The organism is Pseudomonas arsenicoxydans, assembly GCF_900103875.1.
Classification (GTDB): Bacteria; Pseudomonadota; Gammaproteobacteria; order Pseudomonadales; family Pseudomonadaceae; genus Aquipseudomonas; species Aquipseudomonas arsenicoxydans.
Map to the genome: position 1 here is coordinate 120047 of NZ_LT629705.1, position 25743 is coordinate 145789.

Below are 25743 nucleotides of genomic sequence, written 5' to 3' on the forward strand. Positions count from 1 at the left end.
TGGGCGCCAGGTATTGTTTTGAATGATTCAGCTTAGGCGCTTGGTCATGACTTTTGGCGGTTTCGCGGCAGAACCGTCCAAATGCACCTATAACGTAGAAAATACGCTTGCTGAATCGTTTAATCTAGAATGATTGGCACGTTACTCGATAATGTCTCATCCTTGAAGCCCAACTTGTCGGATACGTTGCGACAATGGTCACCTGTCCGAATCGGGTAGGATTGTCAAAAATGTCGGGCGAAAAACAAGGAAACCCCCGAGTTGAAACTCAGTGATATCGCACAATTGGCCGGTGTGTCCGTTACCACCGCCAGTTACGTCATCAATGGCAAGGCCGAACAGCAACGCATCAGCAGCGCCACCGTCGAGCGCGTGCGTGCCGTCGTTGAACAACATGGTTTTACACCTAATCCCCAGGCGGCCGGACTGCGCAGCCGGCACACCCGCACCCTGGGCTTCATTCTGCCGGATCTGGAAAACCCCAGTTACGCACGAATTGCCAAATTGCTCGAGCAAGGCGCCCGGGCTCGCGGCTATCAGTTGCTGATCGCCAGTTCGGACGATGCGCCGGACAGCGAGCGTCAATTGCTCAAACTGTTCCGCGCGCGACGCTGTGATGCACTGATCGTCGCCAGCTGCCTGCCGGCCGGTGACGACAGCTACCGTCAGTTGCAAGCGAAAGGCATTCCGATCATTGCCATCGACCGGGTGATGGAACCCGAGCATTTCTGTTCGGTGATCAGCGATGACCGTGAGGCCAGCCTGCAATTGACCCGCAGCCTGCTCGATCCGCTGCCCAAGCAAATTGCGTTGATTGGCGCGCGTCCCGAGCTGAGCATCAGTCAGGAACGGGCTGCCGGGTTCAAAGAGGCGTTGGCCGGATTCAAGGGCGATGTGCTGATCGAACACGGCGAGTCGTTCAGCCGTGAATGCGGTAAACAGTTGATGGAAGAGCTGCTGCAGCGCCTGGGGCATTTGCCGGATGCGTTGGTGACCACGTCCTACGTGCTGCTCCAAGGCGTGTTCGATGCCTTGCACGATTTCCCGCTCAAGACCCGCCCGCTGCGCCTGGGCACCTTCGGCGACACGCAGCTGCTGGACTTCCTGCCACTGCCGGTCAACGCCATGGCCCAGCAGCACCAACTGATCGCCGACAAAGCCCTGGCGCTGGCGCTGGCCGCCATCGAACAGTCCGATTACCAACCCGGCGTGCAGGCCATTGCGCGGACCTTCAAGCAACGTATTCGCCAGGACTGAACCGTGGAGCTGATCGACAGCCACACTCATCTGGATTTTCCGGACTTCGACGAAGATCGCGCGGCGCTGCTGACCGAAAGCCGCGCCCTCGGGGTGCGGCGGATGGTGGTGCTGGGGGTGTTCCAGGGTAACTGGCAACGGGTCTGGGACCTGGTGCAAAGCGATCCTGACCTGTATGCGGCGTTCGGCTTGCACCCGGTGTATCTGGACGATCATCGCCCAGAAGATTTAACTGCCCTCGGTGATTGGCTGACTCGACTCGCCGGTCATCGGCAATTGTGCGCTGTGGGCGAGATCGGCCTGGACTACTTCATCGAAACCCTGGATCGCGAGCGCCAGCAGGCGTTGTTCGAGGCGCAGTTGCAACTGGCGGCGGACTTCAATCTTCCGGCGCTGATTCATGTGCGACGCAGCCATGCGACAGTGATTGCCACGCTCAAGCGATTCAAGCTGAAACGCGCAGGGATCATTCATGCCTTCGCCGGTAGCCGGGAAGAAGCCCGCGAATACATCAAGCTAGGGTTCAAACTTGGCCTCGGTGGCGCGGCCACCTGGCCTCAAGCGTTGCGCATGCACCGTGTGCTCGCCGAGTTGCCGCTGGATTCGGTGGTTCTGGAAACCGATTCGCCGGACATGGCGCCCGTCATGTTTCCCGGTCAGCGCAACACCCCCGCGCACCTGCCGGCGATCTGCTCGGCACTGGCGCACATCATGGCGATCAGTCCCGAGCAATTGGCCGAGACGAGCACAGCCAATGCCTGTGCGCTGTTCAACTGGTAATCAGTCGGCGTGAGCCTTGGCGGCTTCCAGAATCAGCGTCATGTGTTGCTTGTGCCGAGCGAATTGCACGACACCGAAATAGATCAGTATCGCAATCAGTGAAAAATTCAGCTGTTCGACCACGCTGATTAACCTGATCCACTCCATCACCAATGCCACCAGCAACGCGGTGCACACGGTCACCAATGTGCTTGCCCGCAACATGGCCAGGGAGTCGATGGACTTCAAGCGCTTGATCTGGTGCGGGTCGCTCAATTTCAACGCTTTATGGCAGTGGGAACAGGCGAACGATTCGTTGATGGCGATAGCGTTGAGTTGCCAGGGTTCGAGCACAAGCGTGGTTTCACAGTGGGCGCAGCGCCCCTGGACTCCAATTGTTGCAGATGACATCACCGAGCCTCCTCAGGGCGGGTCAGAGTGGTTGATCTTCCTTCATTGAAGACTAAAAAAAGAGAACTCGCATGAAATCAGGAAGTTGCCGACCTGATTAGGGAAAAAATACTACAGACACGGCACAAAAAACGGTGGAAGTGAACTCGCTCCCACCGTTGATTTACCGTGTGGCATTACACCCGGAACGCGCTGATCAATTGCTTGAGTTCCACGACCTGAGCCGACAACGCGCGACTGGCATCCTCCGTCTGGTGCGCGCCTTCAGCGGTGCGCTCACCGGCCCGGTTGATCTCGACGATGTTCTGGTCAATATCATGGGCAACGGCTGTCTGCTGCTCTACCGCCGCGGCGATCTGCTGGTTCTGGTCGACGATCATGCCGACGGCGCCAAGAATGTTTTCCAGCGCCTGCTGGACTTTTTCCGACTGCCCGACGGTGCCATCGGCCATTTGGTGGCTGATGCCCATCGCTTTCACCGCAGCGCCGACACCGCTGTGCAGCTTGGCGATCATCTGCTCGATTTCCTCGGTCGATTGCTGGGTTCGCTTGGCCAGGGTTCGCACCTCATCGGCCACCACCGCAAAGCCACGGCCCTGCTCGCCGGCGCGTGCGGCTTCGATGGCGGCATTGAGGGCCAGAAGATTGGTCTGTTCGGCAATGCTCTTGATCACTTCCAGCACGCGACTGATGGACTGGCTGTCGCTGGCCAGTTGATTGACCACCTGCACCGACTGGACGATCTCGCTGGCCAGCTGCGCGATGCTGCCCTGCTGGGACTCCACCAGCCCGCGCCCGCTGATGGTCTCGTCGTTGACGCTGTGGGCACTGCTGACCGCCGCAGCGGCACTGCGCGCCACCTCAAGCGAGGTCGCCGACATCTGGTTCATGGCGGTAGCGACCTGCTCGATCTGCGAGCGCTGCCCCGCCACGGCCTGGTTGCTTCGGGCAGAGACACTTTCGACCTGCCCGGCCTGGCGCTCGACTTCATTGACGGTCTGCCCCACGCGCTCGATCAGGTCATGAATTTTTTTCACCGTGCCGTTAAACACCTCGCCCAATTCGCCGAGTTCATCGCGGCTTTCTGCGCGGAACGTGACGGTCATATCGCCCGCCGCCACTTTGTCCAGCGTCGCCCCAAGCCGTTTGAGGGTGGTGCGGGTCGACGCGTAGAAGCCGCCGTACAGGTAAAAAATCAGCACGAACACCACCGTCAACGCCACGGCCTGCATAACCATGTGGGTACGGTTCTGCTCCAGTCGCTGCTGCAACTGAGCGCCGAGAAACTTCAGGGTGGCTTCATTGAGTTGATAGGTCTTGTCCATCAGGCCTGTGACCTGATCGTAAAAGCCCTGCCACGGCGCATCGAGGGTGTCGGCCATTACCACCTGTTCTTCGAACAGTTCGCTGGCCTTTTTCAGCGATGCCTTGCTGCTATCGGCCAAGGTCGCCAGGGTTTCGTGGGCGGCCTTGCTGGAGCCCAAGGCATCCTGCAACTTCAGACCGTATTCGCCCTGGAGCTTTTCGATCTGCGCCAGCAACTCATCAAATCGGGTGCTCGACGACGAATTGAGGAAGCCCTGCCCCAGCGAATAGGAACCCATCGCGCGGCCGTCGCCGAGGATCTGGGTAACGGGTGGGGTGACGTTGGTAATGAGTTCGCTCAGTTGCCGCATGTCGCTCTGGGTGTCGCGGCTCAGGCCGGCCTGACTGGCAATGATCTGACTGAAAATCTGCGCGCTGCCCAACAACTTTCCGATCATTCCGCTTTTGCTTTGCAGGGAGCTTTCCGCTTGCTGGGCCTTGAACGCAGCAATCATTTCGTCGCGCTTGGCATCGAAAATCGCGATCTGCTCCGCATCGGTGGTCATCGCCGTCATGCCCTGCAAACGGGTCAGCACGCTTTGTCCCACGGTACTGATCTGCGATTCGACGTTGCCGGCCTTGCCGGACTGGCCAAGGGTGACGTTGATCTGCACCAGGTTGTTCAGGGTTTCCAGGTCCCGTCGCAGGGTCAGGCTGCTGCCCAGCAGATCGAGGCTCTGCAGTTCCACCTGTGTGCCCTGGAACTCACGATAGGAATCGCGCACCAGATAGAAGTTGGTCACCAGCATCGGCACGAGGAATAGCACACTGATCAGGCTGAACTTCATACCGAAGCTCAGGCGATTCATCAGCGCGACGGCGGGATAGAGCAAGCTCTTCACTGGAAGTCTCCCTTTGAATTCTTATTTTTATTGGCAGGCGCAGCGCTACGGCAGATAGCCACTATTGAGCGCTATGCCTGTATAGCTCAAATCGGAGAGAGGTTTTGTAACTTAAGGTTAACGGGGGGCGGGCGTACCCGTAGCCGTTGACGCAGTTTGCGCCAACGATTACGGGTATCGGTGTGTCAGGGAAGGACAGTCCACAGTGCAAAACCGGCGTACCAGAGCACCGCCGCACGCAGCAGCAATTCCCAGATCCGGTCCAGGCTGTTGATGCCGTCCGGTCCGACGACTGGCGCAGGGATTTCACCGGCGACCAGTCCGACTTTTTCAATCAACTGGGCAGCGCTGATGTTCCAGTTCAGCAGTTCGTGCAACATCACCCGGCTGACGGCCACAAAGTTGCCGACCAGCGCGAAACTGGCCGCCAGCAGGCGCACAGGCACCCAGTCAAACGCGTGGCGCAACTGGCCCGCGCGCTCGACCACGGCCGGGTTCTGTCCGTGCTCTTCGGCCAGCGCCAGCAGTCGATAGCTGAGGGCGGCAACCGGTCCGAGCAAGAAGTACCAAAAGATCACGGCGAAAAAGCTTTGATAAGCCTCCCACAGCAAATGGCCCTGGACCCGTTCAAGCAGTTGCTCGCCGCTGTCGGCGCAAATATCCAGGTCGCGTTTCGCCACATGGGCCGCCGCTTGCAGGTCTTCCCGGCGCCAGGCATCGCGAAACGGCCCGAGGCCGGCCAGCAAATCGCCACGCCCCAGACTGTAAATCACCACCAGCAGGTGCACCGGCAAGGCCAGCAACCCGTAAGCCACCGGATCCAGCACCACCAACACCAAACCCAACAGCGCCACGGGTAGCAGCACCAGCACTATCAGGATCAGCCATGGCCGATCAATCAGTCGCGGGCTGACTTCAAGCTTGTTCAGTTCATGTATCCAGCCGCCATCACGTTGAACCCGATGGCGCAGGGCCGAGAATTTCTCGATCCAGACGGCCAGCAGCAGCACCAGAAAACTCATTGTTGTTCCTCTTTTGCCAGGGCGGCGCGATAGCGTGCCCAGTCGAACGCTGGTCCCGGATCCGTTTTGCGGCCCGGTGCGATGTCACTATGGCCACAGATGCGCTGTGCAGTGATGGCCGGGAAAGCGCTTTGCAGCTGGCGGGTCAGCGCCGTCAACGCTTGATACTGAGCATCGGTGAACGGCAGATCATCCGTGCCTTCCAGCTCAATCCCCAGGGAAAAATCATTACAGGTTTCCCGCCCCTCGAAAATCGACACACCGGCATGCCAGGCGCGCTCAAGACAGGAGACAAACTGAGTGACAGTGCCGTCACGTTCAATCAGAAAGTGCGCAGACACCCGCAGGTCGGCAATCCCTTCAAAGTATGGGTGCTCCGTGACATCCAGGCGATTCTGGAAAAATTCCTGGACCTTGCCAGTCAGAAACTGCGCAGGCGGCAGGCTGATGTTGTGGATCACCAGCAGGGAAATTTCGCCCGTGGGGCGCGCATTGAAATTGGGCGAGGGGCACAAGCGCACGCCCTGACACCAACCGCTCGCGGGGTCCAACTGCATACAGGTTCCTTCAACGACGACTGTGTGGCCCCCAGTATGCCGCGATAGACCCTCGGGGCGCGATCACTTGCCGCGATTGAGGCGCCGCAGATTGCCAAGCACAGACTCAAGAGCCCGGTCGAACAGCAAGGTGTCGTCCAGCGCCCGGACCACGCCGCGACGAAATTCCAGGGCCAGACCGATGCGACTGCGTTCCAGCACCTTCATCCCGGTGCGATCGACGAAAATATACTTTGCGGTGGCTTCGATAATCGCCGCCAGCTTACAACGCAGGGTGTTTTCGTCGTCCTCCTGAAACTCGACCCAGGCGCCCAAACGCAATTGATCGACCTGAAGCAAGCCGGGATCGTCCGCCGGCAAGCGCACCGACACGCTATCGACCGGTCCTTCGTCAGCGCTGCGCAGCACGATTTCCTCCAGCACCTGGACCATCACCGGCGCCACGACGGGCTGCTCGACGGCGTGCCCCGGATTTTCAAACAACTGAAGATGCAAGGTTTCCAGCTCACTGAAAAACTCACTGGTGGCGAACGGATCGAATGCGGAGCCGCTCAACCCGTCGCGCAGGGACTTCAGCAATCCAGGTACCAATGCCAACAAACGCATACCCGCATCCGGGTCGACATGACGCTGCACACTCCAGATCAGTTGCTCCATGGTCTGCACATCTGCGCGCCACTCTGCAGAGTGTTCGCCATGCTTGAGGCAGGTCAACAACAGCACTTTGCTCCAGGCTTGCTGGACGAAAGCCACCACGGCTTGGGGCAATACTTTGCCCAATAACGCCTGATTGAGCGCCTGCTCGACATGCTGACGCGCCAGTTCAGTCCTGGCGCGGCCTTCTTCGGCGTCACGGGTGCGCTGCTCCAGCAGTTCACTGCGCCGGCGCTCGTCGCTGGTAAAGGCGAGAAAATCGGCCAGTAGTTCGGAAAAAATGGCCGGGTCGTCGACAAAATCGTTCAACAAGCGCTGCACGACCTGCTCGATGCGCAGGTACAGGCTGTCACGTTCATGGTCATCGCACTCGCCCCAGCCCATGGCGGCGGCTGCGATTTCGTTGAGCAGACGCCGGGCCGGATGACTGGTGCGGCTGAAGAAGCTCTTGTCGAGCATCGCGACTTTGAGCATCGGGATTTGTAGACGGCCAATCAACGCTTTGAGGGTATCCGGCAGGTTGCGGTCATCAAGGATGCATTCAAAGAGCATGGCGATCAGGTTGATCACGTCTTCGTCGGCACCGTCGACCACGCGCGACTTGCCACTCTTGACGCTGACCCGGGTCAGCAGTTGCTCGAGCTGGTTACGCAAATCGAAATCGTCCTGCGTCGTCAGCGCCGGCACGTATTGCTGCAAGTGCGAGAGCAGGCGCAACAGGTCGCGGGTGGAAATGGGTTGTGTCTGGGCACTGACTTCCAGGGTCGGCGCCACACTGCCGCGCACGTGCAGCAGCAACGCCTGCAGCGCGGCGAAGACCTCCTGCACGCCCTCCTCGATCAGCGTATTGCCTGGATGCTCGATGGCCTCCACCGGCTCGGCATAGGCACTGGCCGTCGCATGATCGGTGAAACGACGCATGGGGGCGGGCTTGAGGTCAGGCAAAACACCGGTCGCGACGAGCAACTGATTCGCTTCGGCATACAGCTGATCAGCGCTGCTGAGCACATAGCGATCGAACAGTTTGAGGATGATCAGCTTGACCTTGATCTCCGCCCCGAGGTTGCGCCAGGCCTGCAAGAAATACTCACAGAGCATCGCCGGCCCCAACGGGTTGTGCTGATCGTCCAGGTCTTTGCCGAGCAACGCGCTGAGCCGGGCCGTCAGTTGGTCGAGGGCGAAACCGTCGCGGTTCAGCACTTTGCCGACCATAGCCTCTACCGCGATGCTGCGCTCGAGATCGTCACAGGGTAATGCATCGGTGTCGAGCGCCAACACCGGAGGCAGGGCCGACTGAGTGCCGTCGTACTGAGAGAGGCTGACGAATGCCGCAAAGAATTGCTCGAGAAAGCCGCGCTCAATGCTTTTTCGCTTGAGTCGCAAATCGCGCATGGCTTCGAAAAAGAGGTTCTGCTCAACATCGTTGCGCGCCCGATCGGCCATTTCGAATAGCGTATCGTCGGCGTTATCGAACAGGTCCTGTAAACCATGCCGCAGCTGTTGAGTGGCCTTGTCGCGAACCTGAAGCAGAACCACAGGTAGGCGGGCGAGTGGCGATTGTGTCGCCTGATCGGTAGCCGCCTTGCGCAAAGGCACTACATTCCCGTCGTTGTGCATCCAAGCCTCCAGAAACGGTAATTCTTCGAATAGTCGTAAACCCGACAGCACGTCAAAGCCATGACGTCAAAAGCAAGGCGGATTATCTTGCAAAAGATGTCCGGTATACCAGCAGACTCTGTCCTTGCTATTGAATTAGACGCTTCTGGAAGACGCCGCCATTGTGCGGATGACTCAAATGAATCGACCAAATGCAGGTTTGCAAGCGACGAGACGCCTCTGATGCCTTGGGTTGCTTCACGCCATAGCCCTATAATCGGGCCACTTTGTTTGTGGAGCCCGTTATGCCGAATCTACGTCTCGCCGACTTGACCGCCGAAATCGAAGCCAACGTGCGCCGTGCGTTGCTCGAAGACATCGGCAGCGGCGACATCACCGCGCAGCTGATCCCCGCCGAACGCTTGGCGAAAGCGACCATCATCACCCGTGACGCTGCTGTCATCGCCGGCACGGCCTGGGTCGATGCGGTTTTCCGGCAACTGGACCCTCGGGTTGCGGTGCACTGGCAGGTGCGCGACGGCGAGCGGGTCAAACCCAATCAAGCGCTGTTTCATCTGGAAGGCCCAGCACGCTCGCTGCTGACCGGTGAACGCTGTGCGCTGAACTTCCTGCAATTGCTTTCGGGCGTGGCCACGCGTGCGCAGTACCTGGCGGATTTTGTTGCCAATACTCAGGTTAAGTTGCTCGACACCCGCAAAACCCTGCCTGGCCTGCGCCTGGCGCAAAAGTACGCCGTGACCTGCGGCGGTTGCCACAACCACCGCATCGGCCTCTACGACGCCTTCCTGATCAAGGAAAACCATATCGCCGCCAGTGGAGGCATCCCCGAAGCCATCAATGCCGCCCACAAAATCGCCCCCGGCAAGCCGGTCGAGATTGAAGTAGAAAGCCTGGAAGAATTGAAAGAAGCCCTGGCAGCAGGCGCTGACATCATCATGCTTGACGAGCTGAGCCTGGACGACATGCGCGAGGCGGTGCGCCTGAACGGCGGCAAGGCGAAGCTGGAGGCCAGCGGCGGTATCAACGAAAGCACGTTGCTGCCGATTGCCGAGACCGGGGTGGATTACATTTCGATCGGTGCGATGACCAAGGATGTGAAGGCTGTCGATCTGTCGATGCGGCTCAGCCTCTGAGCAGCTACGGGCGACAAGCTTCAAGCTTCAAGCAGTTCTGCTTTGACTTGAAGCTTGCCGCTTGAAACTTGAAGCTGCCCTTAAACCACCAGATTGTTCATCTCGCAGTACTCTTCCCATTCGACGCCCAGGACCTCGGCCGCCTCTTTGTGCAGTACAAGGCGCGCAGCCTCGAACTCTTCCGGGGTCGACGTGTACTTGAGCGTCAGCTCCCACGGCTGCAAGCCCTGGGCTTCCGCCTCATCCTCGAACGCCCACTGGATCTGGTCTTTCTGATCGTCGGCTGGCAGGTCCTTGATCTCTTCGGCTAGCTGGGGCGATTCCAGCAAGTACTTTTTCAGTGCTTCTTCGTGTCTGGCTTCTTGGGTCAATTCTTTAACGGTCATGTCGTTCTCGCTGATCTGGGGAATGGAAGATGGATCTGGATCATCAAGGATCTCTCTGACGCAAAAAACCGTTTGAAGCCCGGTTTGTCTGGCCTTCAGAACCATTCGGGGATCATCTGAAAACTGCAAGGTGGTGCGTGTGCAGGGTCCGAATATAGGACGTTTGTTCGACGATTTATACGGACTTTTACATCAAATCAACAAAAAAACCGTCGAGCAGACTTTCTGTAAATTTTCCCGCGTTACCCAGGAACAAGATTCAAAAGGTAAAGTCGTAGCGATGTGCCATCTTGGCACTTCACAAGGAACCCGGTGATGCGTAATTTTCCAAAGCTTCCGTCCACCCTGTTGGCAACCGGCATGGCCGCCCTTCTTCTTGGCAGCCTGACACTGCCCAATACAGCTCAGGCCGGTCTGGAATACAAATCCGACAGCGCTTCTTCTGCCGACAAATTCCTCGCCTATCACAACAATTACGGCACATACGTGATGGTCAAATCCAACGTCAGTACCGATGACGTGGAAGGTCTGCAACGCGTCGTCAAAACCAATACGGCTGATATGGAAGCGCTGAAAAAAACCGTCAGTGATCAAGCGCGCCTCATTGAAGAACTCAAGCGCAACAACGGATCGAGTTCCAACACCAACGCCAGCGAAGTGGACAAACTCAAGCGCACGGTCAACGAACAGCAAAACGACTTGAAAAGGCTTGCCAGTCAGGTGGAAGACCTCAAGCGCAGCGCCGGATCGAGTTCCAGTTCAAGCTCCAGTGACCTGTCCAGTCTGAAGCGAGACGTCAGTGCCCAGAACAGTCAGATGGATCAGCTCAAACGGGCCGTGGATGATTTGAGCAGAAAGGTGAAATAAAAGGGGATGGTGCCCGAGACAGGAATCGAACCTGCGACCTTCGCGTTACGAGTGCGCTGCTCTACCGGCTGAGCTACACGGGCGGTGGGCTAAACCTAGCACCGGGTTTAAGCGTCAGCAACTTCATGCGCCGTTTCGCAGACAAAAAAATGCCCCGCAGCTTTCACTGCGGGGCATTTTTCATAACGTTGAAGCGGTCAAGCCTGGGAGTTGATTAAACGCCCGATGCCTTGGCTGCTGCTACGTCTTTGATGGACAGCTTGATACGGCCGCGGTTGTCCACGTCCAGTACCAGTACTTCCACTTCCTGGCCTTCTTTCAGGATGTCGGTCACTTTCTCTACGCGAGCATCGCTCAGCATCGAGATGTGAACCAGACCGTCCTTGCCTGGCAGGATGTTGACGAATGCGCCGAAGTCGACGATGCGCTCAACCTTACCAACGTAGATCTTGCCGATTTCAGCTTCTGCGGTGATGCCCAGAACGCGCTGACGTGCAGCTTCAGCAGCTTCCTTGGTTTCGCCGAAGATCTTGATCGAGCCGTCGTCTTCGATGTCGATCGAAGCCTTGGTCTCTTCACAGATCGCACGAATGGTCGCGCCGCCTTTACCGATAACATCACGGATTTTGTCGGTGTCGATTTTCATCGCGATCATGGTCGGAGCGTTTTCCGACAGTTCGGTACGCGACTGGCCAATGATCTGGTTCATCTGACCGAGGATGTTCAGGCGCGCTTCCAGGGCTTGGCCCAGAGCGATTTCCATGATTTCTTCGGTGATGCCTTTGATCTTGATGTCCATCTGCAGCGCGGTCACACCTTTGGCGGTACCGGCTACTTTGAAGTCCATGTCGCCCAAGTGGTCTTCGTCACCCAGGATGTCGGTCAGGATGGCAAATTTCTCGCCTTCTTTAACCAGACCCATGGCGATACCGGCAACCGGCGCCTTCATCGGAACGCCGGCATCCATCAGGGCCAGGGAGGCGCCGCAGACCGAAGCCATGGAGCTCGAACCGTTGGATTCGGTGATTTCCGACACAACACGGATGGTGTACGGGAACACGTCGGCAGCAGGCAGCATGGCTGCAATCGAACGACGGGCCAGACGGCCGTGACCGATTTCGCGACGACCAGCGCCACCCATGCGACCACACTCACCTACCGAGAACGGAGGGAAGTTGTAGTGCAGCATGAACGGGTCTTTTTTCTCGCCTTCCAGGGTGTCCAGCAGTTGTGCATCACGGGCGGTGCCCAGTGTTGCAACAACCAGAGCCTGGGTTTCGCCACGGGTGAACAGAGCCGAACCGTGGGTCTTTGGCAGAACACCGACTTCGATGTTCAGAGGACGTACGGTCTTGGTGTCGCGGCCGTCGATACGTGGCTTGCCGTTTACGATGTTTTCGCGAACGGTGCGGTATTCGATTTCGCCGAAAGCCGCTTTGACTTCGCTGGAAGAAGGCTGGCCTTCTTCACCGGACAGCTTGGCAACAACCTGGTCTTTCAGCTCACCCAGGCGAGCGTAACGGTCGGCCTTGATGGTGATGGTGTAAGCCTGGGAAATCGCGTCGCCGAACTCGGCACGGATGGCGCCCAGCAGAGCGGTGGCTTCTGGCTGTGGAGTCCAGGTCCAGGTTGGCTTGGCCGCTTCGGCAGCCAGTTCTTTAACGGCGTTGATCACAACCTGGAACTCGTCGTGAGCAAACAGTACCGCGCCCAGCATCTGGTCTTCGGTCAGCTCTTTGGCTTCCGATTCAACCATCAACACGGCTTCCGAAGTACCGGCAACGACCATGTCCAGGCTCGAAGCTTTCTGTTGTTCGTAAGTCGGGTTCAGCAGGTAGCCGGTGCTTTCGTGGAACGCAACGCGTGCACAGCCGATAGGGCCATCGAAAGGAATGCCGGAGATGGCCAGGGCCGCCGAGGTACCGATCATCGCAGCGATGTCCGGATCGGTTTTCTTGCTGGTGGAAACGACGGTGCAGACAACCTGCACTTCGTTCATGAAGCCTTCTGGGAACAGCGGACGGATCGGACGGTCGATCAGTCGGGAAGTCAGGGTTTCTTTCTCGGAAGGACGGCCTTCGCGCTTGAAGAAACCGCCAGGGATCTTACCGGCAGCGTAAGTCTTTTCCTGGTAGTGAACGGACAGAGGGAAGAAGCCCTTGCCTGGATCGGCTTGTTTGGCGCCGACCACAGTCACCAATACGCTGACGTCGTCGTCAACGGTGACCAATACTGCGCCGGAGGCCTGACGGGCGATGCGGCCAGTCTCGAGGGTAACGGTCGACTGACCGAACTGGAATTTTTTGATTACCGGGTTCACGGTGTCCTACCTTCTTTTGTGGCTCTTGGGGAACTTGTCTTCTTGCGAAATTCTTGGGCAATGTCGGGAATCGGCCCAACGCCTGTCCAGGGTAAAACGACTATCCAGATAAAACTTGAGGCTGGAAGCCTGCCATACGCCAGCGGGAATCCCACTGATGTACGACAGACAACCAACCTCTAGCGCAATCGCTTATTAGCGACGCAGACCCAGGCGAGCGATCAGAGCGCTGTAACGGCTCACGTCCTTGCCTTTCAGGTAGTCCAGCAGCTTACGACGCTGGTTAACCATGCGGATCAGACCACGACGGGAGTGGTGATCTTTACCGTTGGCCTTGAAGTGACCTTGCAGTTTGTTGATGTTGTGGGTCAGCAGTGCAACTTGCACTTCTGGCGAACCAGTGTCACCAACAGCTTGCTGGTAGTCAGCTACGATTTGAGCTTTTTCTTGAACGTCGAGAGCCATGAGGCAATCCTTTTATCAGGAAACCATCCAGGGGACGGTTTCAACAGGCCAGGGACAAATCCCTGTATCTAAAAATGAGTAGTGACCGTGCCTGTTGACAGCCACCCTCGTCCGGTCATTCTGACCGAATCAGTCGACGTGGCGCGATGCGCCCGTCTTCGCTCACTTCACCGATACCGATGAAGCGACCATTGTGATCCTGTACCCGTACCATGCCGAACTTCGGTGCATCGGGGGCACGTACCGGTTGGCCGTTGAGCCAGTAGAACGTGCTGTGCTCCGAGAACTGCAATAGCGGCCAATCCAGCAGGCCGCTGTCCGATGGCATCAGGAAGCGGTCGACCGCTTCGTTGCCGCCTTCGGTGTGTACGGCTTCCAACTCTTCAAGCGTGACTGTCTGTGCCAGCGTGAAAGGCCCGGCCTGGGTACGTCGCAATTCAGCCACGTAAGCGCCACAACCGAGTTGCTCACCGATATCCTCCACCAGGGTGCGAATATAGGTGCCTTTGCTGCAATCCACCGCAAGCCGCGCAGTATCACCCTCAAAGGCCAGCAATTCCAAGCGCGCAATAGTAACAGAACGCGGTTCGCGCTCCACTACTTCGCCTGCACGGGCCAGTTTGTACAAAGGCTGGCCATCACGCTTGAGTGCCGAGTACATCGGCGGTATCTGACTGATTTGCCCACGAAATTTCGGCAGCACAGCTTCGACATCGGCGCGACCAACGGTCACCGGACGTTCCTGCAAAACTTCACCCTCGGCATCCGCCGTGGTGGTGGTCTTGCCCAGTTGCGCCAGGGTTTCGTAACCCTTGTCCGAATCGAGCAGGTATTGCGAAAACTTGGTGGCCTCTCCGAAGCACAACGGCAACACGCCGGTGGCCAGCGGATCGAGACTGCCGGTATGTCCGGCCTTCTCGGCGTTCAGCAACCAGCGGACCTTCTGCAACGCGGCGTTGGAGGTAAACCCCAGCGGCTTGTCGAGCAGAATGATACCGCTGACATTACGACGGATACGTTTGACCTGAGCCACCGATTACTCCTTGGTGTCTTCGGCTTCAGCCGCAACCGGGTGCTGATTGTCTTCAGCCACCGCACGCTCGATCAGGGCCGACAGGTGCGCACCACGCACGACGCTTTCGTCGTAGTGGAAGTGCAACTGAGGAACGCTGCGCAACTTCATTTCGCGGGCCAACTGCATACGCAGGAAACCGGCGGCGGAGTTGAGCACCTTGATGCTTTGCGCGATGTCTTCGGCGTTGTCCTGCCCCATCACAGTGATGAAGATCTTGGCGTGACCGACGTCACGGCTGACTTCAACAGCGGTAATGGTGACCAGGCCGACGCGCGGGTCTTTGACTTCACGACGGATCAGCTGTGCCAGCTCACGCTGCATCTGATCGCCGATACGTTGGGTACGGCTGTATTCTTTTGCCATGTCTTGTTACCTGTTACTGCCCCACGGCGAAACCCGAAGGGTCTGAAAGCGGCAAACGCCCGGCCTGACAAAAGCCAGACCGGGCGTTGCGTTTAGAGTCCTGACGCTGTGCCGCGCATCTGCATGCAGCGGCTCATCGTGGCCCTTGAAGTGCGCGAGTTAGAGGCTGCGAGCAACCTGAACCTTCTCGAAGACTTCGATCTTGTCACCGACTTTGACGTCGTTGTAGCTCTTCACGCCGATACCGCATTCCATGCCGGCACGCACTTCGGAAGCGTCATCCTTGAAGCGGCGCAGGGATTCCAGCTCGCCTTCGAAGATAACGATGTCTTCACGCAGTACACGGATTGGACGGTTACGGTGAACAACACCTTCAATAACCATGCAACCGGCGATCGCGCCAAACTTCGGCGAACGGAACACGTCACGCACTTCAGCGGTACCCAGGATGTTCTCGCGAACATCACTGCCCAGCATACCGGTGAGGGCTTTCTTGACGTCTTCGATGATGTCGTAGATCACGTTGTAGTAACGCATATCCAGACCTTCCTGCTCGACGATCTTGCGAGCGCCAGCATCGGCACGCACGTTGAAGCCAAACAGTACAGCGTTGGAGGCCAGTGCCAGGTTGGCGTCGGACTCGGTGATACCACCGACACCGCCACCGACAACACGCACTTGCACTTCGTCGTTACCCAGGCCGTTCAAGGCACCGTTCAACGCTTCCAGCGAACCACGGACGTCGGATTTGAGGACGATGTTGAGCGTCTTCTTCTCTGCCTGACCCATGTTTTCGAAGATGTTTTCCAGCTTGCCGGCGTGAGCGCGAGCCAGTTTGACTTCGCGGAACTTGCCTTGACGGAACAGAGCCACTTCACGGGCTTTCTTCTCGTCCGACAGCACGCTCATCTCGTCGCCAGCGTCCGGGGTACCGTCCAGGCCGAGGATCTCGACAGGGATGGAAGGACCGGCTTCCTTGATTGGCTTGCCGTTCTCGTCGAGCATGGCACGTACACGGCCATAGTTCGAACCGACCAGCACCATGTCGCCTTGGCGCAGGGTACCGTCTTGAACCAGAACGGTTGCAACCGGGCCACGACCTTTGTCGAGACGCGATTCAACCACGACGCCACGGCCAGGAGCCGAAGGTGTCGCTTTCAGTTCCAGAACTTCAGCTTGCAGCAGGACAGCTTCGAGCAACTCGTCCACGCCAGTACCGACTTTCGCCGAAACCGATACGAACGGGGTGTCGCCGCCCCACTCTTCCGAAGTCACGCCGTGAACCGACAGCTCGCTACGGATGCGATCGAGATCAGCGCCCGGCTTGTCGATTTTGTTCACTGCAACAACCAGTGGAACACCGGCAGCCTTGGCGTGCTGGACCGCTTCAATGGTCTGCGGCATTACGCCGTCGTCCGCTGCAACGACCAGGATCACGATGTCAGTCGCCTTGGCACCACGGGCACGCATTGCGGTAAACGCGGCGTGACCAGGGGTGTCGAGGAAGGTGACCATGCCGCGTTCGGTTTCAACGTGGTACGCACCGATGTGCTGGGTGATACCGCCGGCTTCGCCAGCAGCTACCTTGGCACGACGGATATAGTCGAGCAGCGACGTCTTACCGTGGTCAACGTGGCCCATTACGGTCACGACTGGCGCACGGGAGAACGTCTCACCTTCAAACTTCAGGGACTCGGCCAGGGAATCTTCCAGGGCGGTGTCGCTGACCAGGGTCACTTTGTGGCCCAGTTCTTCGGCTACCAGTTGAGCAGTTTCCTGATCAAGCACCTGGTTGATGGTCGCTGGAGTACCCAGTTTGAACATGAACTTGATGATTTCAGCAGCCTTGACCGACATCTGATTGGCGAGATCGCCAACAGTGATGGTCTCGCCGATCTGCACATCACGCACGACAGGGCCGGTTGGGCTCTGGAAACCGTGGGCGTTGCGTTTCTTCAGCTTGGCCTTGCCGCGACCACCACGACGGAAGCCATCGCTTTCTTCGTCGGTGGTACGTGGAGCAACACGCGGAGCAGGCGCTTTTTCCTTGACCGAAGCACGATGCGGAGCGTTTTTGCGCTCACCATCGCCACTGCCACGACGATTGTTATCGTCGGCACGTGGTTTGTCCGGACGGCGCTGTTCGTTCTGCTTGTTGCGAACGTCGGCAGACGGCGCTGGAGCAGCAGCCACAACCGGAGCGCTTTCACGTACTGGTTCAGCCACTGCAGCAGGAGCTGCAACAGCGTCATTAGTAGCGGATTGCGCAGCAGCAGGCTGGCGACGCGCTTCTTCTTCGGCGCGACGCTTGGCTTCTTCTTCAGCCTTCTGACGTGCAGCATTTTCTACTGCGCGACGTTCTTCCAGTTCGCGTTTGCGCTCGGCTTCGATTTCTTCCGGGCTGCGCTGTACGAAAACTTTCTTTTTACGCACTTCAACACTGATGCTTTTGCTGCCAGCAACACGCAGGGTGCTGGTGGTTTTACGCTGCAGTGTAATCTTGCGTGGTTCTTCCACTTTCGCCTTGTGGCTGCTTTTCAAGTGAGTCAGCAAAGATTGCTTCTCACTGTCAGTCACATGTTCTTCGGCGGCGGTGTGCGGCAGACCTGCCTCACGCATCTGCTGCAACAGGCGCTCTACCGGTGTTTTGACCTCATCGGCCAGTTGTTTCACCGTGACTTGCGTCATGCACTTCTCTCCTCAGGCCGCGCCTAATTACTCGAACCAGTGGGCTCGGGCGGCCATGATCAACTTGCCGGCACGATCATCGTCAATGCCGTCGATGTCGAGCAGATCGTCAATAGACTGCTCGGCCAGGTCTTCGCGGGTAATTACGCCGCGCACCGCCAGTTCCATCGCCAAATCCTTGTCCATACCCTCAAGCGAGAGCAGGTCTTCGGCCGGATGGGCGTCTGCCAGCTTTTCCTCAGTAGCGATGGCTTTGGTCAACAAACGATCCTTGGCGCGAGCGCGAAGCTCGTTGACGGTTTCTTCGTCAAAGCCGTCGATGTTGAGCATTTCTTCCAACGGTACGTAGGCAATCTCTTCCAGGCTGGTGAAGCCTTCATCTACCAGCACCTGTGCCAGGTCTTCATCGACTTCCAGCTCGTCAATGAAATTGCGCAGGATGTCGCCGGTTTCTGCTTGCTGCTTAGCCTGGATGTCCGATTCGGTCATCACGTTCAGGGTCCAGCCAGTCAATTGGCTAGCCAGACGCACGTTCTGACCACCACGACCAATGGCCTGAGCCAGATTGTCTGCGCCAACGGCGATGTCCATTGCATGGGCATCTTCGTCAACGATAATTGCCGCCACTTCAGCCGGCGACATTGCATTGATCACGAACTGAGCAGGGTTGTCGTCCCACAGGACGATGTCCACACGCTCACCGCCCAACTCACCCGACACTGCCTGGACGCGCGAACCGCGCATACCGATGCAAGCGCCTTGCGGGTCAATGCGTTTGTCCTTGGAGCGGACCGCGATCTTGGCGCGCGAACCCGGATCACGGGACGCAGCCATTACTTCGATCAGGCCTTCAGCAATTTCCGGCACTTCGATGCGGAACAACTCGATCAGCATTTCCGGCGCGGTACGCGACAGGATCAGCTGCGGGCCGCGGTTCTCGGTGCGGATTTCCTTGAGCAGCGCACGCAAACGCACGCCAACCCGGAAAGTTTCGCGAGAGATGATGTCTTCACGAGCCAGCAACGCTTCAGCGTTGTTGCCCAGATCGACGATCACGTTGTCGCGGGTGACTTTTTTCACGGTGCCGGAGATGATTTCCCCCAGGCGCTCGCGATAGGCATCAACGACTTGAGCGCGCTCGGCTTCGCGCACTTTCTGCACGATAACTTGCTTGGCAGTCTGTGCAGCGATGCGACCGAACTCGATGGATTCGATTTTTTCTTCGACTACATCACCAACCTTGGCACCAGGATGCGTTTCTGCAACCTTGCTCGGCCAGGTTTCGATGGCCGGATCGTCCAGGTCTGCTTCTTCGACGACCGTCCAGCGACGGAAAGTCTCGTAAGCGCCGGTGTGGCGATTGATTTCCACACGCAGATCGACTTCGTCCTCAAAACGCTTTTTGGTAGCAGTGGCCAGAGCCAGCTCCAGCGCTTCAAAAATTACGTTTGCCGGTACGCCCTTTTCATTGGATACCGACTCAACAACCAGCAGTACTTCTTTGCTCATCGTACGCCTCGCCTTTCGCAAGCCATTGGATCCGCGGGATCCGCGTCTCAGTCAAAACTGGGAATAATGTTGGCCTTGTCGATCATATCGATCGGCAACAGGAACTCGTGGTCTTCTACCTGCACCACGACGTCCTGCTCTTCTACACCGCGCAGAAGGCCCTGAAAGTTGCGTCGTCCTTCAAAGGGCGAGCGCAGCTTGATCTTCACTTGTTCACCGGCAAATTTTGCAAACTGCTCAATAGTGAACAGCGGGCGTTCCATGCCAGGCGAGGAAACTTCAAGGGTGTATTCAACGGCGATTGGATCTTCAACATCCAGGACACCGCTGATCTGACGGCTGACGATGGCACAATCGTCCACCAGCACGCCGCCTTCTTTATCAATATAAACGCGCAACATTGAGTGGCGACCTTGAGCCGAAAACTCAATACCCCAGCATTCATAGCCTAGGGCCACGACCACCGGGGCCAACAAGGCCTGCAACTCTTCTAGCTTGCTCGACACCTGAACCCCCTCGTGCATGTATGTGCATGCTATGCAAAATAAAAAAATGGGCGAAACGCCCATCCTTGAAACGCCGTCGAACAGCGGCGTAGAAAGTGTCCAGCTAACAAAAAGCCCCTTAAAAGGGGCTCCTTAAACTGGTTGCGGGGGCCGGATTTGAACCGACGACCTTCGGGTTATGAGCCCGACGAGCTACCAGACTGCTCCACCCCGCGACAAAGCTGGGGCGGAAGTATACGACCGATCCCTGACAGGGTCAATGTAACCTTCCACCTACAAGAAAGCCCGCAACAGCGGGCTCTCCTGATAATTGGTACCGAGAAGGGGACTCGAACCCCTACACCCTATGGGCACAACCACCTCAAGGTTGCGTGTCTACCAATTCCACCACCTCGGCAATACTACGTTTTGAAACTCTTCTTACTTCTGCTCTTGAGCTGGAGGCACGTCAGTCGCTGGAGTAGCCGACTTTTGCTCTTGAAGCACCGGGACATCATCAGAAGCCGGTTGTTGCTGCTTTGGAACTTCCAACACTGCTGGGTTTGGCAAACCTACTTGAGTCAGCTGGTGAGCTTTCTCTTTAGCAAAGTAACCTAACCCTAAGCTGGTTATGAAGAAACCGGCGGCAAGTATAGCAGTAAACTTACTAAGAAAGGTAGAGGAACCTTGGCTTCCGAACACAGTATTTGAAGCACCTGCTCCGAAAGACGCGCCAGCATCCGCACCTTTACCCTGCTGCAGCAATACCAGAGCAACTACGCCCAATGCACCCAGCAGATGAAAAACGACTACGACTGTTTCCAGCATTTTTTCAGTTTCCCGCGGCGCGACAAATCGCACCGAACTCATCTGCATTCAGGGAAGCTCCACCAATGAGCCCCCCATCGATATCCGGCATGCCGAACAGTTCGACCGCATTGGCCGCCTTCACGCTGCCGCCGTATAGAAGTCGCACACCTTGTGCGATTTCAGAATTCTCTGCCGCCAACTGAGCGCGAATGGCTGCGTGCACATCCTGCGCCTGTTGCGGCGAAGCAGTCAGCCCGGTGCCAATGGCCCAGACCGGCTCGTAAGCAATTACTGCATTGGCAAAGGCACCTACACCCAGCTCCTCTATGATACTGCCAAGCTGACGCCCGACAACCTCAAGAGTTTTCCCGGCTTCACGCTGCTCAAGGGTTTCCCCTATGCACAACACCGGAATCAAGCCACATGCCTGTGCCGCTGCGAACTTGCGATTCAGCATGCCGTCCTGCTCGCCCATAATCTGGCGGCGCTCGGAATGCCCAACAAGTACCAGGGAACACCCTGCATCCACCAACTGACTCGGTGCAACTTCACCGGTCAACGCACCTTGCATGGATTCCACCGCAGAGTTCTGCGCGCCGACCGAAATCGACTGACCTTTCAAACCATCAATCACTTGATTGATATGCAAGCAAGGCGGGAATACCGCTACATCAACACCGCTCGGCAAGGCCAGATGACGAAGGCCATTGATCAGCTCAGCGACGCTGGCGCGGGTACCGTGCATCTTCCAGTTACCAGCTACCATAGGGCGACGCATGCTGTACCTCGTCGGTCAAAGTGGGCGCAGATGTTACCCAACACAATCATGGCTGGCAAGCCGAATTCAGGCAGAAACTTCAGTAACCAGTTTTGCCAGCTCTTCGGCGTAACCACGAACCAGTGTTTCGTCCTCGCCTTCGACCATCACCCGCACCAGTGGCTCCGTCCCGGACTTGCGCAACAGCACACGCCCGCGACCCGCCATCGCCTGGGTGACACGATCACTGGCTTCCTTGACCGCAGGATGGTCGAGCGGGCTCGCACCCCCGCCGAACCGGACATTGATCAGCACCTGAGGGCACTTACGCAGCGCTTGACGAGACTGAGCGAGACCTTCTGCACGAGACTTCAGCGCCATCAGAACTTGCAATGCAGCGATGATCGCATCACCCGTCGTGGTGTGATTGAAGCAGACGATATGACCCGAGTTCTCACCGCCGACCAGCCAATTACGCTCCAGCAAGTCAGCGATTACATAACGGTCGCCGACGTTGGCGCGCACAAAAGGAATCGACAGGTCAGCCAGGGCAAGCTCCAGCCCCAGGTTACTCATCAACGTACCGACTACGCCGCCTTGCAGCTTGTTACGTTCATGCAGATCGCGGGCGATGATGTACAGCAACTCATCACCATCAACAACGGCACCCGTGTGATCGACCATCAAGACACGATCACCATCACCGTCGAAGGCGATACCCAGATCGGCATGCTCGGCCAATACGGCAGCCTGCAATTGGCCCATATGGGTCGAGCCGCAATTTTCATTGATGTTCAGGCCATTAGGCTGAGCGGACAGCACAACGACTTCGGCACCCAACTCACGGAACACACTCGGTGCAACCTTGTAGGTCGCACCGTGGGCGCAGTCGACCACGATTTTCAGGCCAGCGAAGCTGGTGCCGGTCGGGACGCTGCTTTTGCAGAACTCGATGTAGCGACCAGAGGCATCGTTGATTCGCGACACTTTACCGATCTTGCTCGACTCAACCACGGTCATCGGGGTATCGAGCAATTCTTCGATCATCAACTCGACTTCATCCGGCAGCTTGGTGCCTTTGCCAGAGAAGAACTTGATACCGTTGTCATCATGAGGATTGTGCGAGGCACTGATCACGATACCGGCTTCAGCATGGAAGGTACGTGTCAGGTATGCGATCGCCGGAGTCGGCATCGGACCCAGCAACATCACATCAGCACCTGCCGAAGTCAGACCGGCCTCGAGCGCGGACTCAAACATATAACCGGAAATCCGGGTGTCCTTGCCGACAAGCACCTTGCAGGCACCCATCTTGCGGAACGCCATGCCCGCAGCCCAGCCGAGCTTGAGCATGAAGTCAGGAGTAATCGGGTATTCGCCGACCCGACCACGGATACCGTCGGTGCCAAAGTATTTTTTGCTCATAAGTGCTCCATCATTCTTATTCGGCTGATTCCACTGCGGCGATCATCCGGACCACGTCCACTGTTTCGGCTACATCATGGACGCGCAATATACGCGCACCCTTGGCCGAAGCCAGCGCCGCGAGCGCCAGACCACCATACAGGCGTTCTCCAACCGGGCGATTCAAGGCCAGGCCTATCATGCTCTTTCGCGAAACCCCGACCAACAGGGGCCGCCCCAAGGCATGCAGGGCTTCCATATGTTTGAACAAACTCAGATTGTGCTGCAACGTTTTCGCGAACCCAAAACCTGGATCAAGAATAATCCGCTCGGCCGGAATGCCCACTGCAGCGCACTGGGCCATGCGTTCAGCGAGAAACTCGCCGACCTCCCGGGTGACATCCAGGTAGTGCGGATCGTTCTGCATGTCGCCAGGCTCACCGAGCATATGCATCAGGCAGACTGGTAGCCCGGTGGCGGCGGCCGCATCCAGGGCGCCGTCTCGACGCAGCGACCGCACGTCATTGATCAAGCCCGCTCCCAGCCGCGCCGTTTCGCGCATGACCGCTGGCGTGGACGTATCGACCGAAATAATCACGTCCAGTTCACGACTGATGCGCTCAACGACAGGCGCTACGCGCTCCAACTCCTCAAGCGGTGAAACAGCCCTTGCGCCAGGCCGTGTAGATTCGCCACCCACATCAATCAACGTCGCGCCGGCCGCCACCATCGCTTCGGCATGACGCAGGGCCGTATCGAGCTGACTGTATCGGCCGCCATCGGAAAAGGAATCGGGGGTGACATTGAGAATGCCCATGACATGCGTCTGGGCCAAATCAAGAACCCGGTTGCCGCAAGGCAACCGGGTCGAGGACTGAACAGAAGTCATTTCAAACCTTATACGTCAGCAGCCGGGCCGCCGATCGGTGTTTCCGGACGCGGATCCTGCACTGCCGGAGGTGTTCCGGAAGTACCGGTTCCACCCGACCAGTCACGAGGCTCACGCGGCGTACGACCAGCCATGATGTCGTCGATTTGATCAGCATCGATCGTTTCGTACTTCATCAGGGCATCGGCCATCGCATCGAGCTTGTCGCGGTTGTCCGTGAGGATCTGCTTGGCCGTGCCGTAGCACTGGTCAATGATGCTGCGCACTTCGGAGTCGATCAGCTTGGCCGTCTCACCAGAGAAGCTTGCACTCTGACCACCGCCGCCGCGACCGAGGAACACTTCGCCCTCTTCTTCGGCGTACATCAAAGGACCGAGTTTTTCCGACAGGCCCCACTTGGTGACCATGTTCCGGGCAATCTGGCTGGCTCGCATGATGTCGTTGGACGCGCCGGTGGTCACACCGTCGAAGCCCAAGGTCATTTCTTCAGCGATACGGCCACCGTACAGCGAGCAGATCTGGCTGATCAGCGCGCGCTTGGACAGGCTGTAGCGATCCTCTTCCGGCAGGAACATGGTCACACCCAGCGCACGACCGCGCGGGATGATCGAGACCTTGTAAACCGGATCGTGCTCAGGCACGACACGGCCCACAATGGCATGGCCTGCTTCGTGATAGGCGGTGTTCTGTTTTTCTTTCTCGGACATGACCATGGATTTGCGCTCGGCGCCCATCATGATCTTGTCCTTGGCCAGTTCGAACTCTTTCATTTCGACGATGCGCTTGCCGGTACGGGCCGCGAACAACGAAGCCTCGTTCACCAGGTTAGCCAGGTCGGCGCCGGAGAAGCCAGGCGTACCACGAGCGATCACGGCCGGAGCGACGTCGTCACCCATTGGCACTTTGCGCATGTGAACCTTGAGAATCTGCTCACGACCACGAATATCCGGCAGACCGACCACAACCTGACGGTCGAAACGACCCGGACGCAGCAACGCAGGGTCCAGTACGTCCGGACGGTTGGTTGCGGCGATGACGATGATGCCGTCATTCATTTCAAAGCCGTCCATCTCTACCAGCAACTGGTTGAGAGTCTGCTCGCGCTCGTCGTGACCACCACCCATGCCGGCACCACGATGGCGACCAACGGCGTCGATTTCATCGATGAAGATGATGCACGGTGCGTGCTTCTTGGCTTGCTCGAACATATCGCGAACGCGGCTGGCACCAACACCGACGAACATTTCGACGAAATCGGAACCGGAAATGGTGAAGAAAGGCACTTTGGCTTCGCCGGCAATCGCCTTGGCGAGCAAGGTCTTACCGGTACCTGGTGGGCCAACCATCAGTACGCCACGCGGAATGCGGCCGCCCAGACGCTGGAACTTGCCCGGATCACGCAGGAACTCAACCAGCTCGCCGACTTCTTCCTTGGCTTCATCGCAACCGGCAACGTCAGCCAGGGTGGTCTTCACCTGATCTTCAGAGAGCAGACGCGCCTTGCTCTTGCCGAAGCTCATCGGCCCGCCCTTGCCACCGGCACCACCCTGCATCTGCCTCATGAAGAACATGAAGACGGCGATGATCACCAGGATCGGGAAGCTCGCGACCAGGAGTTGAGTCCAGATGCTTTGCTGCTCAGGCTGCTTACCTTCGACCACGACGTGGTTATCCACGAGGTCGCCGATCAGGCCGTTGTCCTGGATAGCAGGACGAATGGTCTTGAAGCTGTCGCCGTCGTTGCGTTTACCGGTAATCACATAGCCGTCAACGGCTACGCGCTCGACCTTGCCATCCTTGACCTGCTGGATGAAGTCGGAATAGTTGAGGGTCTGCGGCTCGTTAGGGCTGGAGAAGTTGTTCATCACCGTCACCAGGACAGCCGCGATGATCAACCACAGGATCAGATTCTTTGCCATATCGTTCAATTAACTACCCTCTGAAGCAAGCTCCGCTAATGGCGCGTGCTTCGCATGATATTCACCGGCCTAACTTACTACATTACCTACGGCTCTGGCAGGCGCCGTCTGTAACCCTTTGTGAAACACTTTCTACACAATATTCGTTAAAGCTCACGGGGCGAAATACGAAAAACCTATCGCCCCGCC

Annotated in this window: 22 protein-coding genes, 3 tRNA genes and 1 pseudogene; 4 read left to right on the forward strand and 22 right to left on the reverse strand. The window is 57.7% G+C overall.

Going from position 1 to position 25743, the window contains the following annotated elements; all coding sequences use genetic code 11:
* Positions 1–261 precede the first annotated feature (261 nt).
* Both cra and BLQ41_RS00575 read left to right on the forward strand, forming a co-directional pair.
* A complete protein-coding gene (gene cra, locus BLQ41_RS00570) occupies positions 262–1257 on the forward strand; it encodes a catabolite repressor/activator (protein WP_090175615.1) in 996 nt (331 codons plus the stop codon).
* A 3-nt stretch (positions 1258–1260) separates the two neighbouring features.
* Positions 1261–2037: a TatD family hydrolase gene (locus BLQ41_RS00575; protein ID WP_090175617.1), complete on the forward strand. Its 777-nt coding sequence runs from the start codon at positions 1261–1263 to the stop codon at positions 2035–2037.
* Here the strand turns inward: BLQ41_RS00575 and BLQ41_RS00580 are convergent, their stop codons facing one another.
* The 6 genes and pseudogenes from BLQ41_RS00580 to BLQ41_RS00600 all read right to left on the reverse strand — a co-directional run bounded on the left by BLQ41_RS00580 (position 2038) and on the right by BLQ41_RS00600 (position 8484).
* Positions 2038–2427, reverse strand: a complete 390-nt coding sequence (locus BLQ41_RS00580; protein WP_090175620.1) for a hypothetical protein — start codon at positions 2425–2427, stop codon at positions 2038–2040. It lies immediately after the preceding gene.
* A 176-nt stretch (positions 2428–2603) separates the two neighbouring features.
* Positions 2604–3533 (reverse strand): methyl-accepting chemotaxis protein, encoded by a 930-nt coding sequence (locus tag BLQ41_RS31250; protein WP_408003528.1) that lies wholly within the window; start codon positions 3531–3533, stop codon positions 2604–2606.
* A pseudogene (locus tag BLQ41_RS31255) lies at positions 3510–4601 on the reverse strand (methyl-accepting chemotaxis protein); the annotation flags it as partial. The pseudogene BLQ41_RS31255 and the gene BLQ41_RS31250, both read right to left, overlap by 24 nt.
* Positions 4602–4819: 218 nt before the next feature.
* Positions 4820–5656: a regulatory signaling modulator protein AmpE gene (gene ampE, locus BLQ41_RS00590; RefSeq protein ID WP_090175624.1), complete on the reverse strand. Its 837-nt coding sequence runs from the start codon at positions 5654–5656 to the stop codon at positions 4820–4822.
* A complete protein-coding gene (gene ampD, locus BLQ41_RS00595) occupies positions 5653–6213 on the reverse strand; it encodes a 1,6-anhydro-N-acetylmuramyl-L-alanine amidase AmpD (protein ID WP_090175627.1) in 561 nt (186 codons plus the stop codon). Before ampD ends, ampE begins: the two co-directional genes overlap by 4 nt.
* A gap of 63 nt (positions 6214–6276) precedes the next feature.
* The gene (locus tag BLQ41_RS00600; RefSeq protein WP_090175629.1) at positions 6277–8484 is read right to left on the reverse strand and encodes a DUF1631 domain-containing protein; all 2208 of its coding nucleotides are present in this window, start codon (positions 8482–8484) and stop codon (positions 6277–6279) included.
* Between the two features lie 284 nt (positions 8485–8768).
* Here BLQ41_RS00600 and nadC point away from each other — a divergent pair, with 284 nt between their 5' ends.
* Positions 8769–9617, forward strand: coding sequence for a carboxylating nicotinate-nucleotide diphosphorylase (nadC, locus tag BLQ41_RS00605; RefSeq protein ID WP_090175630.1), 849 nt, complete (start codon positions 8769–8771; stop codon positions 9615–9617).
* An 80-nt stretch (positions 9618–9697) separates the two neighbouring features.
* On the opposite strand, the gene BLQ41_RS00610 is transcribed toward nadC, so the two are convergent.
* Positions 9698–10003, reverse strand: a complete 306-nt coding sequence (locus tag BLQ41_RS00610; protein WP_090188316.1) for a DUF6388 family protein — start codon at positions 10001–10003, stop codon at positions 9698–9700.
* Positions 10004–10318: 315 nt separating this feature from the next.
* On the opposite strand from BLQ41_RS00610, the gene BLQ41_RS00615 reads away from it, so the two are divergent.
* A complete protein-coding gene (locus BLQ41_RS00615; protein WP_090175631.1) occupies positions 10319–10870 on the forward strand; it encodes a hypothetical protein in 552 nt (183 codons plus the stop codon).
* A gap of 7 nt (positions 10871–10877) precedes the next feature.
* Here the strand turns inward: BLQ41_RS00615 and BLQ41_RS00620 are convergent.
* The 15 genes from BLQ41_RS00620 to ftsH form a co-directional block, all read right to left on the reverse strand.
* A tRNA-Thr gene (locus BLQ41_RS00620) sits at positions 10878–10953 on the reverse strand.
* 131 nt (positions 10954–11084) lie between these two features.
* Positions 11085–13190, reverse strand: a complete 2106-nt coding sequence (gene pnp / locus BLQ41_RS00625; protein ID WP_046045794.1) for a polyribonucleotide nucleotidyltransferase — start codon at positions 13188–13190, stop codon at positions 11085–11087.
* Positions 13191–13385: 195 nt separating this feature from the next.
* Positions 13386–13655: a 30S ribosomal protein S15 gene (rpsO, locus tag BLQ41_RS00630; protein WP_003197723.1), complete on the reverse strand. Its 270-nt coding sequence runs from the start codon at positions 13653–13655 to the stop codon at positions 13386–13388.
* 115 nt (positions 13656–13770) lie between these two features.
* Positions 13771–14688 (reverse strand): tRNA pseudouridine(55) synthase TruB, encoded by a 918-nt coding sequence (gene truB / locus BLQ41_RS00635; RefSeq protein WP_090175633.1) that lies wholly within the window; start codon positions 14686–14688, stop codon positions 13771–13773.
* Between the two features lie 3 nt (positions 14689–14691).
* Positions 14692–15093, reverse strand: a complete 402-nt coding sequence (gene rbfA / locus BLQ41_RS00640) for a 30S ribosome-binding factor RbfA (protein WP_008149016.1) — start codon at positions 15091–15093, stop codon at positions 14692–14694.
* 159 nt (positions 15094–15252) lie between these two features.
* Positions 15253–17781, reverse strand: a complete 2529-nt coding sequence (gene infB / locus BLQ41_RS00645; protein ID WP_090175636.1) for a translation initiation factor IF-2 — start codon at positions 17779–17781, stop codon at positions 15253–15255.
* A 27-nt stretch (positions 17782–17808) separates the two neighbouring features.
* Complete coding sequence (gene nusA / locus BLQ41_RS00650) at positions 17809–19290, reverse strand: transcription termination factor NusA (protein ID WP_007900474.1); 1482 nt, start codon at positions 19288–19290, stop codon at positions 17809–17811.
* Positions 19291–19337: 47 nt separating this feature from the next.
* A complete protein-coding gene (gene rimP / locus BLQ41_RS00655) occupies positions 19338–19796 on the reverse strand; it encodes a ribosome maturation factor RimP (protein ID WP_010463487.1) in 459 nt (152 codons plus the stop codon).
* A gap of 138 nt (positions 19797–19934) precedes the next feature.
* Positions 19935–20011 (reverse strand) — tRNA-Met (locus tag BLQ41_RS00660).
* 96 nt (positions 20012–20107) lie between these two features.
* Positions 20108–20193, reverse strand: a tRNA-Leu gene (locus BLQ41_RS00665).
* 23 nt (positions 20194–20216) lie between these two features.
* Positions 20217–20603, reverse strand: a complete 387-nt coding sequence (gene secG, locus BLQ41_RS00670; RefSeq protein ID WP_090175639.1) for a preprotein translocase subunit SecG — start codon at positions 20601–20603, stop codon at positions 20217–20219.
* A 4-nt stretch (positions 20604–20607) separates the two neighbouring features.
* Positions 20608–21363 (reverse strand): triose-phosphate isomerase, encoded by a 756-nt coding sequence (tpiA, locus tag BLQ41_RS00675; protein ID WP_090175642.1) that lies wholly within the window; start codon positions 21361–21363, stop codon positions 20608–20610.
* Between the two features lie 66 nt (positions 21364–21429).
* Complete coding sequence (gene glmM / locus BLQ41_RS00680; RefSeq protein WP_090175645.1) at positions 21430–22767, reverse strand: phosphoglucosamine mutase; 1338 nt, start codon at positions 22765–22767, stop codon at positions 21430–21432.
* 16 nt (positions 22768–22783) lie between these two features.
* Positions 22784–23635, reverse strand: coding sequence for a dihydropteroate synthase (folP, locus tag BLQ41_RS00685; RefSeq protein ID WP_090175648.1), 852 nt, complete (start codon positions 23633–23635; stop codon positions 22784–22786).
* 8 nt (positions 23636–23643) lie between these two features.
* On the reverse strand, positions 23644–25554 hold the full coding sequence (gene ftsH, locus BLQ41_RS00690; protein ID WP_017336469.1) for an ATP-dependent zinc metalloprotease FtsH: 1911 nt from the start codon (positions 25552–25554) through the stop codon (positions 23644–23646).
* Between the last annotated feature and the right edge of the window lie 189 nt (positions 25555–25743).

What these genes read in the sequence shown, in the direction of transcription:
- tpiA (WP_090175642.1), bottom strand. Translation starts at nt 21,363, where the DNA reads ATGCGTCGCCCTATGGTAGCTGGTAACTGGAAGATGCACGGTACCCGC.
- nusA (WP_007900474.1), bottom strand. Translation starts at nt 19,290, where the DNA reads ATGAGCAAAGAAGTACTGCTGGTTGTTGAGTCGGTATCCAATGAAAAG.
- ampE (WP_090175624.1), bottom strand. Translation starts at nt 5,656, where the DNA reads ATGAGTTTTCTGGTGCTGCTGCTGGCCGTCTGGATCGAGAAATTCTCG.
- ampD (WP_090175627.1), bottom strand. Translation starts at nt 6,213, where the DNA reads ATGCAGTTGGACCCCGCGAGCGGTTGGTGTCAGGGCGTGCGCTTGTGC.
- ftsH (WP_017336469.1), bottom strand. Translation starts at nt 25,554, where the DNA reads ATGGCAAAGAATCTGATCCTGTGGTTGATCATCGCGGCTGTCCTGGTG.
- BLQ41_RS31250 (WP_408003528.1), bottom strand. Translation starts at nt 3,533, where the DNA reads ATGACCGTCACGTTCCGCGCAGAAAGCCGCGATGAACTCGGCGAATTG.
- rpsO (WP_003197723.1), bottom strand. Translation starts at nt 13,655, where the DNA reads ATGGCTCTCGACGTTCAAGAAAAAGCTCAAATCGTAGCTGACTACCAG.
- glmM (WP_090175645.1), bottom strand. Translation starts at nt 22,767, where the DNA reads ATGAGCAAAAAATACTTTGGCACCGACGGTATCCGTGGTCGGGTCGGC.
- infB (WP_090175636.1), bottom strand. Translation starts at nt 17,781, where the DNA reads ATGACGCAAGTCACGGTGAAACAACTGGCCGATGAGGTCAAAACACCG.
- nadC (WP_090175630.1), top strand. Translation starts at nt 8,769, where the DNA reads ATGCCGAATCTACGTCTCGCCGACTTGACCGCCGAAATCGAAGCCAAC.
- BLQ41_RS00615 (WP_090175631.1), top strand. Translation starts at nt 10,319, where the DNA reads ATGCGTAATTTTCCAAAGCTTCCGTCCACCCTGTTGGCAACCGGCATG.
- rbfA (WP_008149016.1), bottom strand. Translation starts at nt 15,093, where the DNA reads ATGGCAAAAGAATACAGCCGTACCCAACGTATCGGCGATCAGATGCAG.
- BLQ41_RS00600 (WP_090175629.1), bottom strand. Translation starts at nt 8,484, where the DNA reads ATGCACAACGACGGGAATGTAGTGCCTTTGCGCAAGGCGGCTACCGAT.
- folP (WP_090175648.1), bottom strand. Translation starts at nt 23,635, where the DNA reads ATGACTTCTGTTCAGTCCTCGACCCGGTTGCCTTGCGGCAACCGGGTT.
- secG (WP_090175639.1), bottom strand. Translation starts at nt 20,603, where the DNA reads ATGCTGGAAACAGTCGTAGTCGTTTTTCATCTGCTGGGTGCATTGGGC.
- BLQ41_RS00610 (WP_090188316.1), bottom strand. Translation starts at nt 10,003, where the DNA reads ATGACCGTTAAAGAATTGACCCAAGAAGCCAGACACGAAGAAGCACTG.
- BLQ41_RS00580 (WP_090175620.1), bottom strand. Translation starts at nt 2,427, where the DNA reads ATGTCATCTGCAACAATTGGAGTCCAGGGGCGCTGCGCCCACTGTGAA.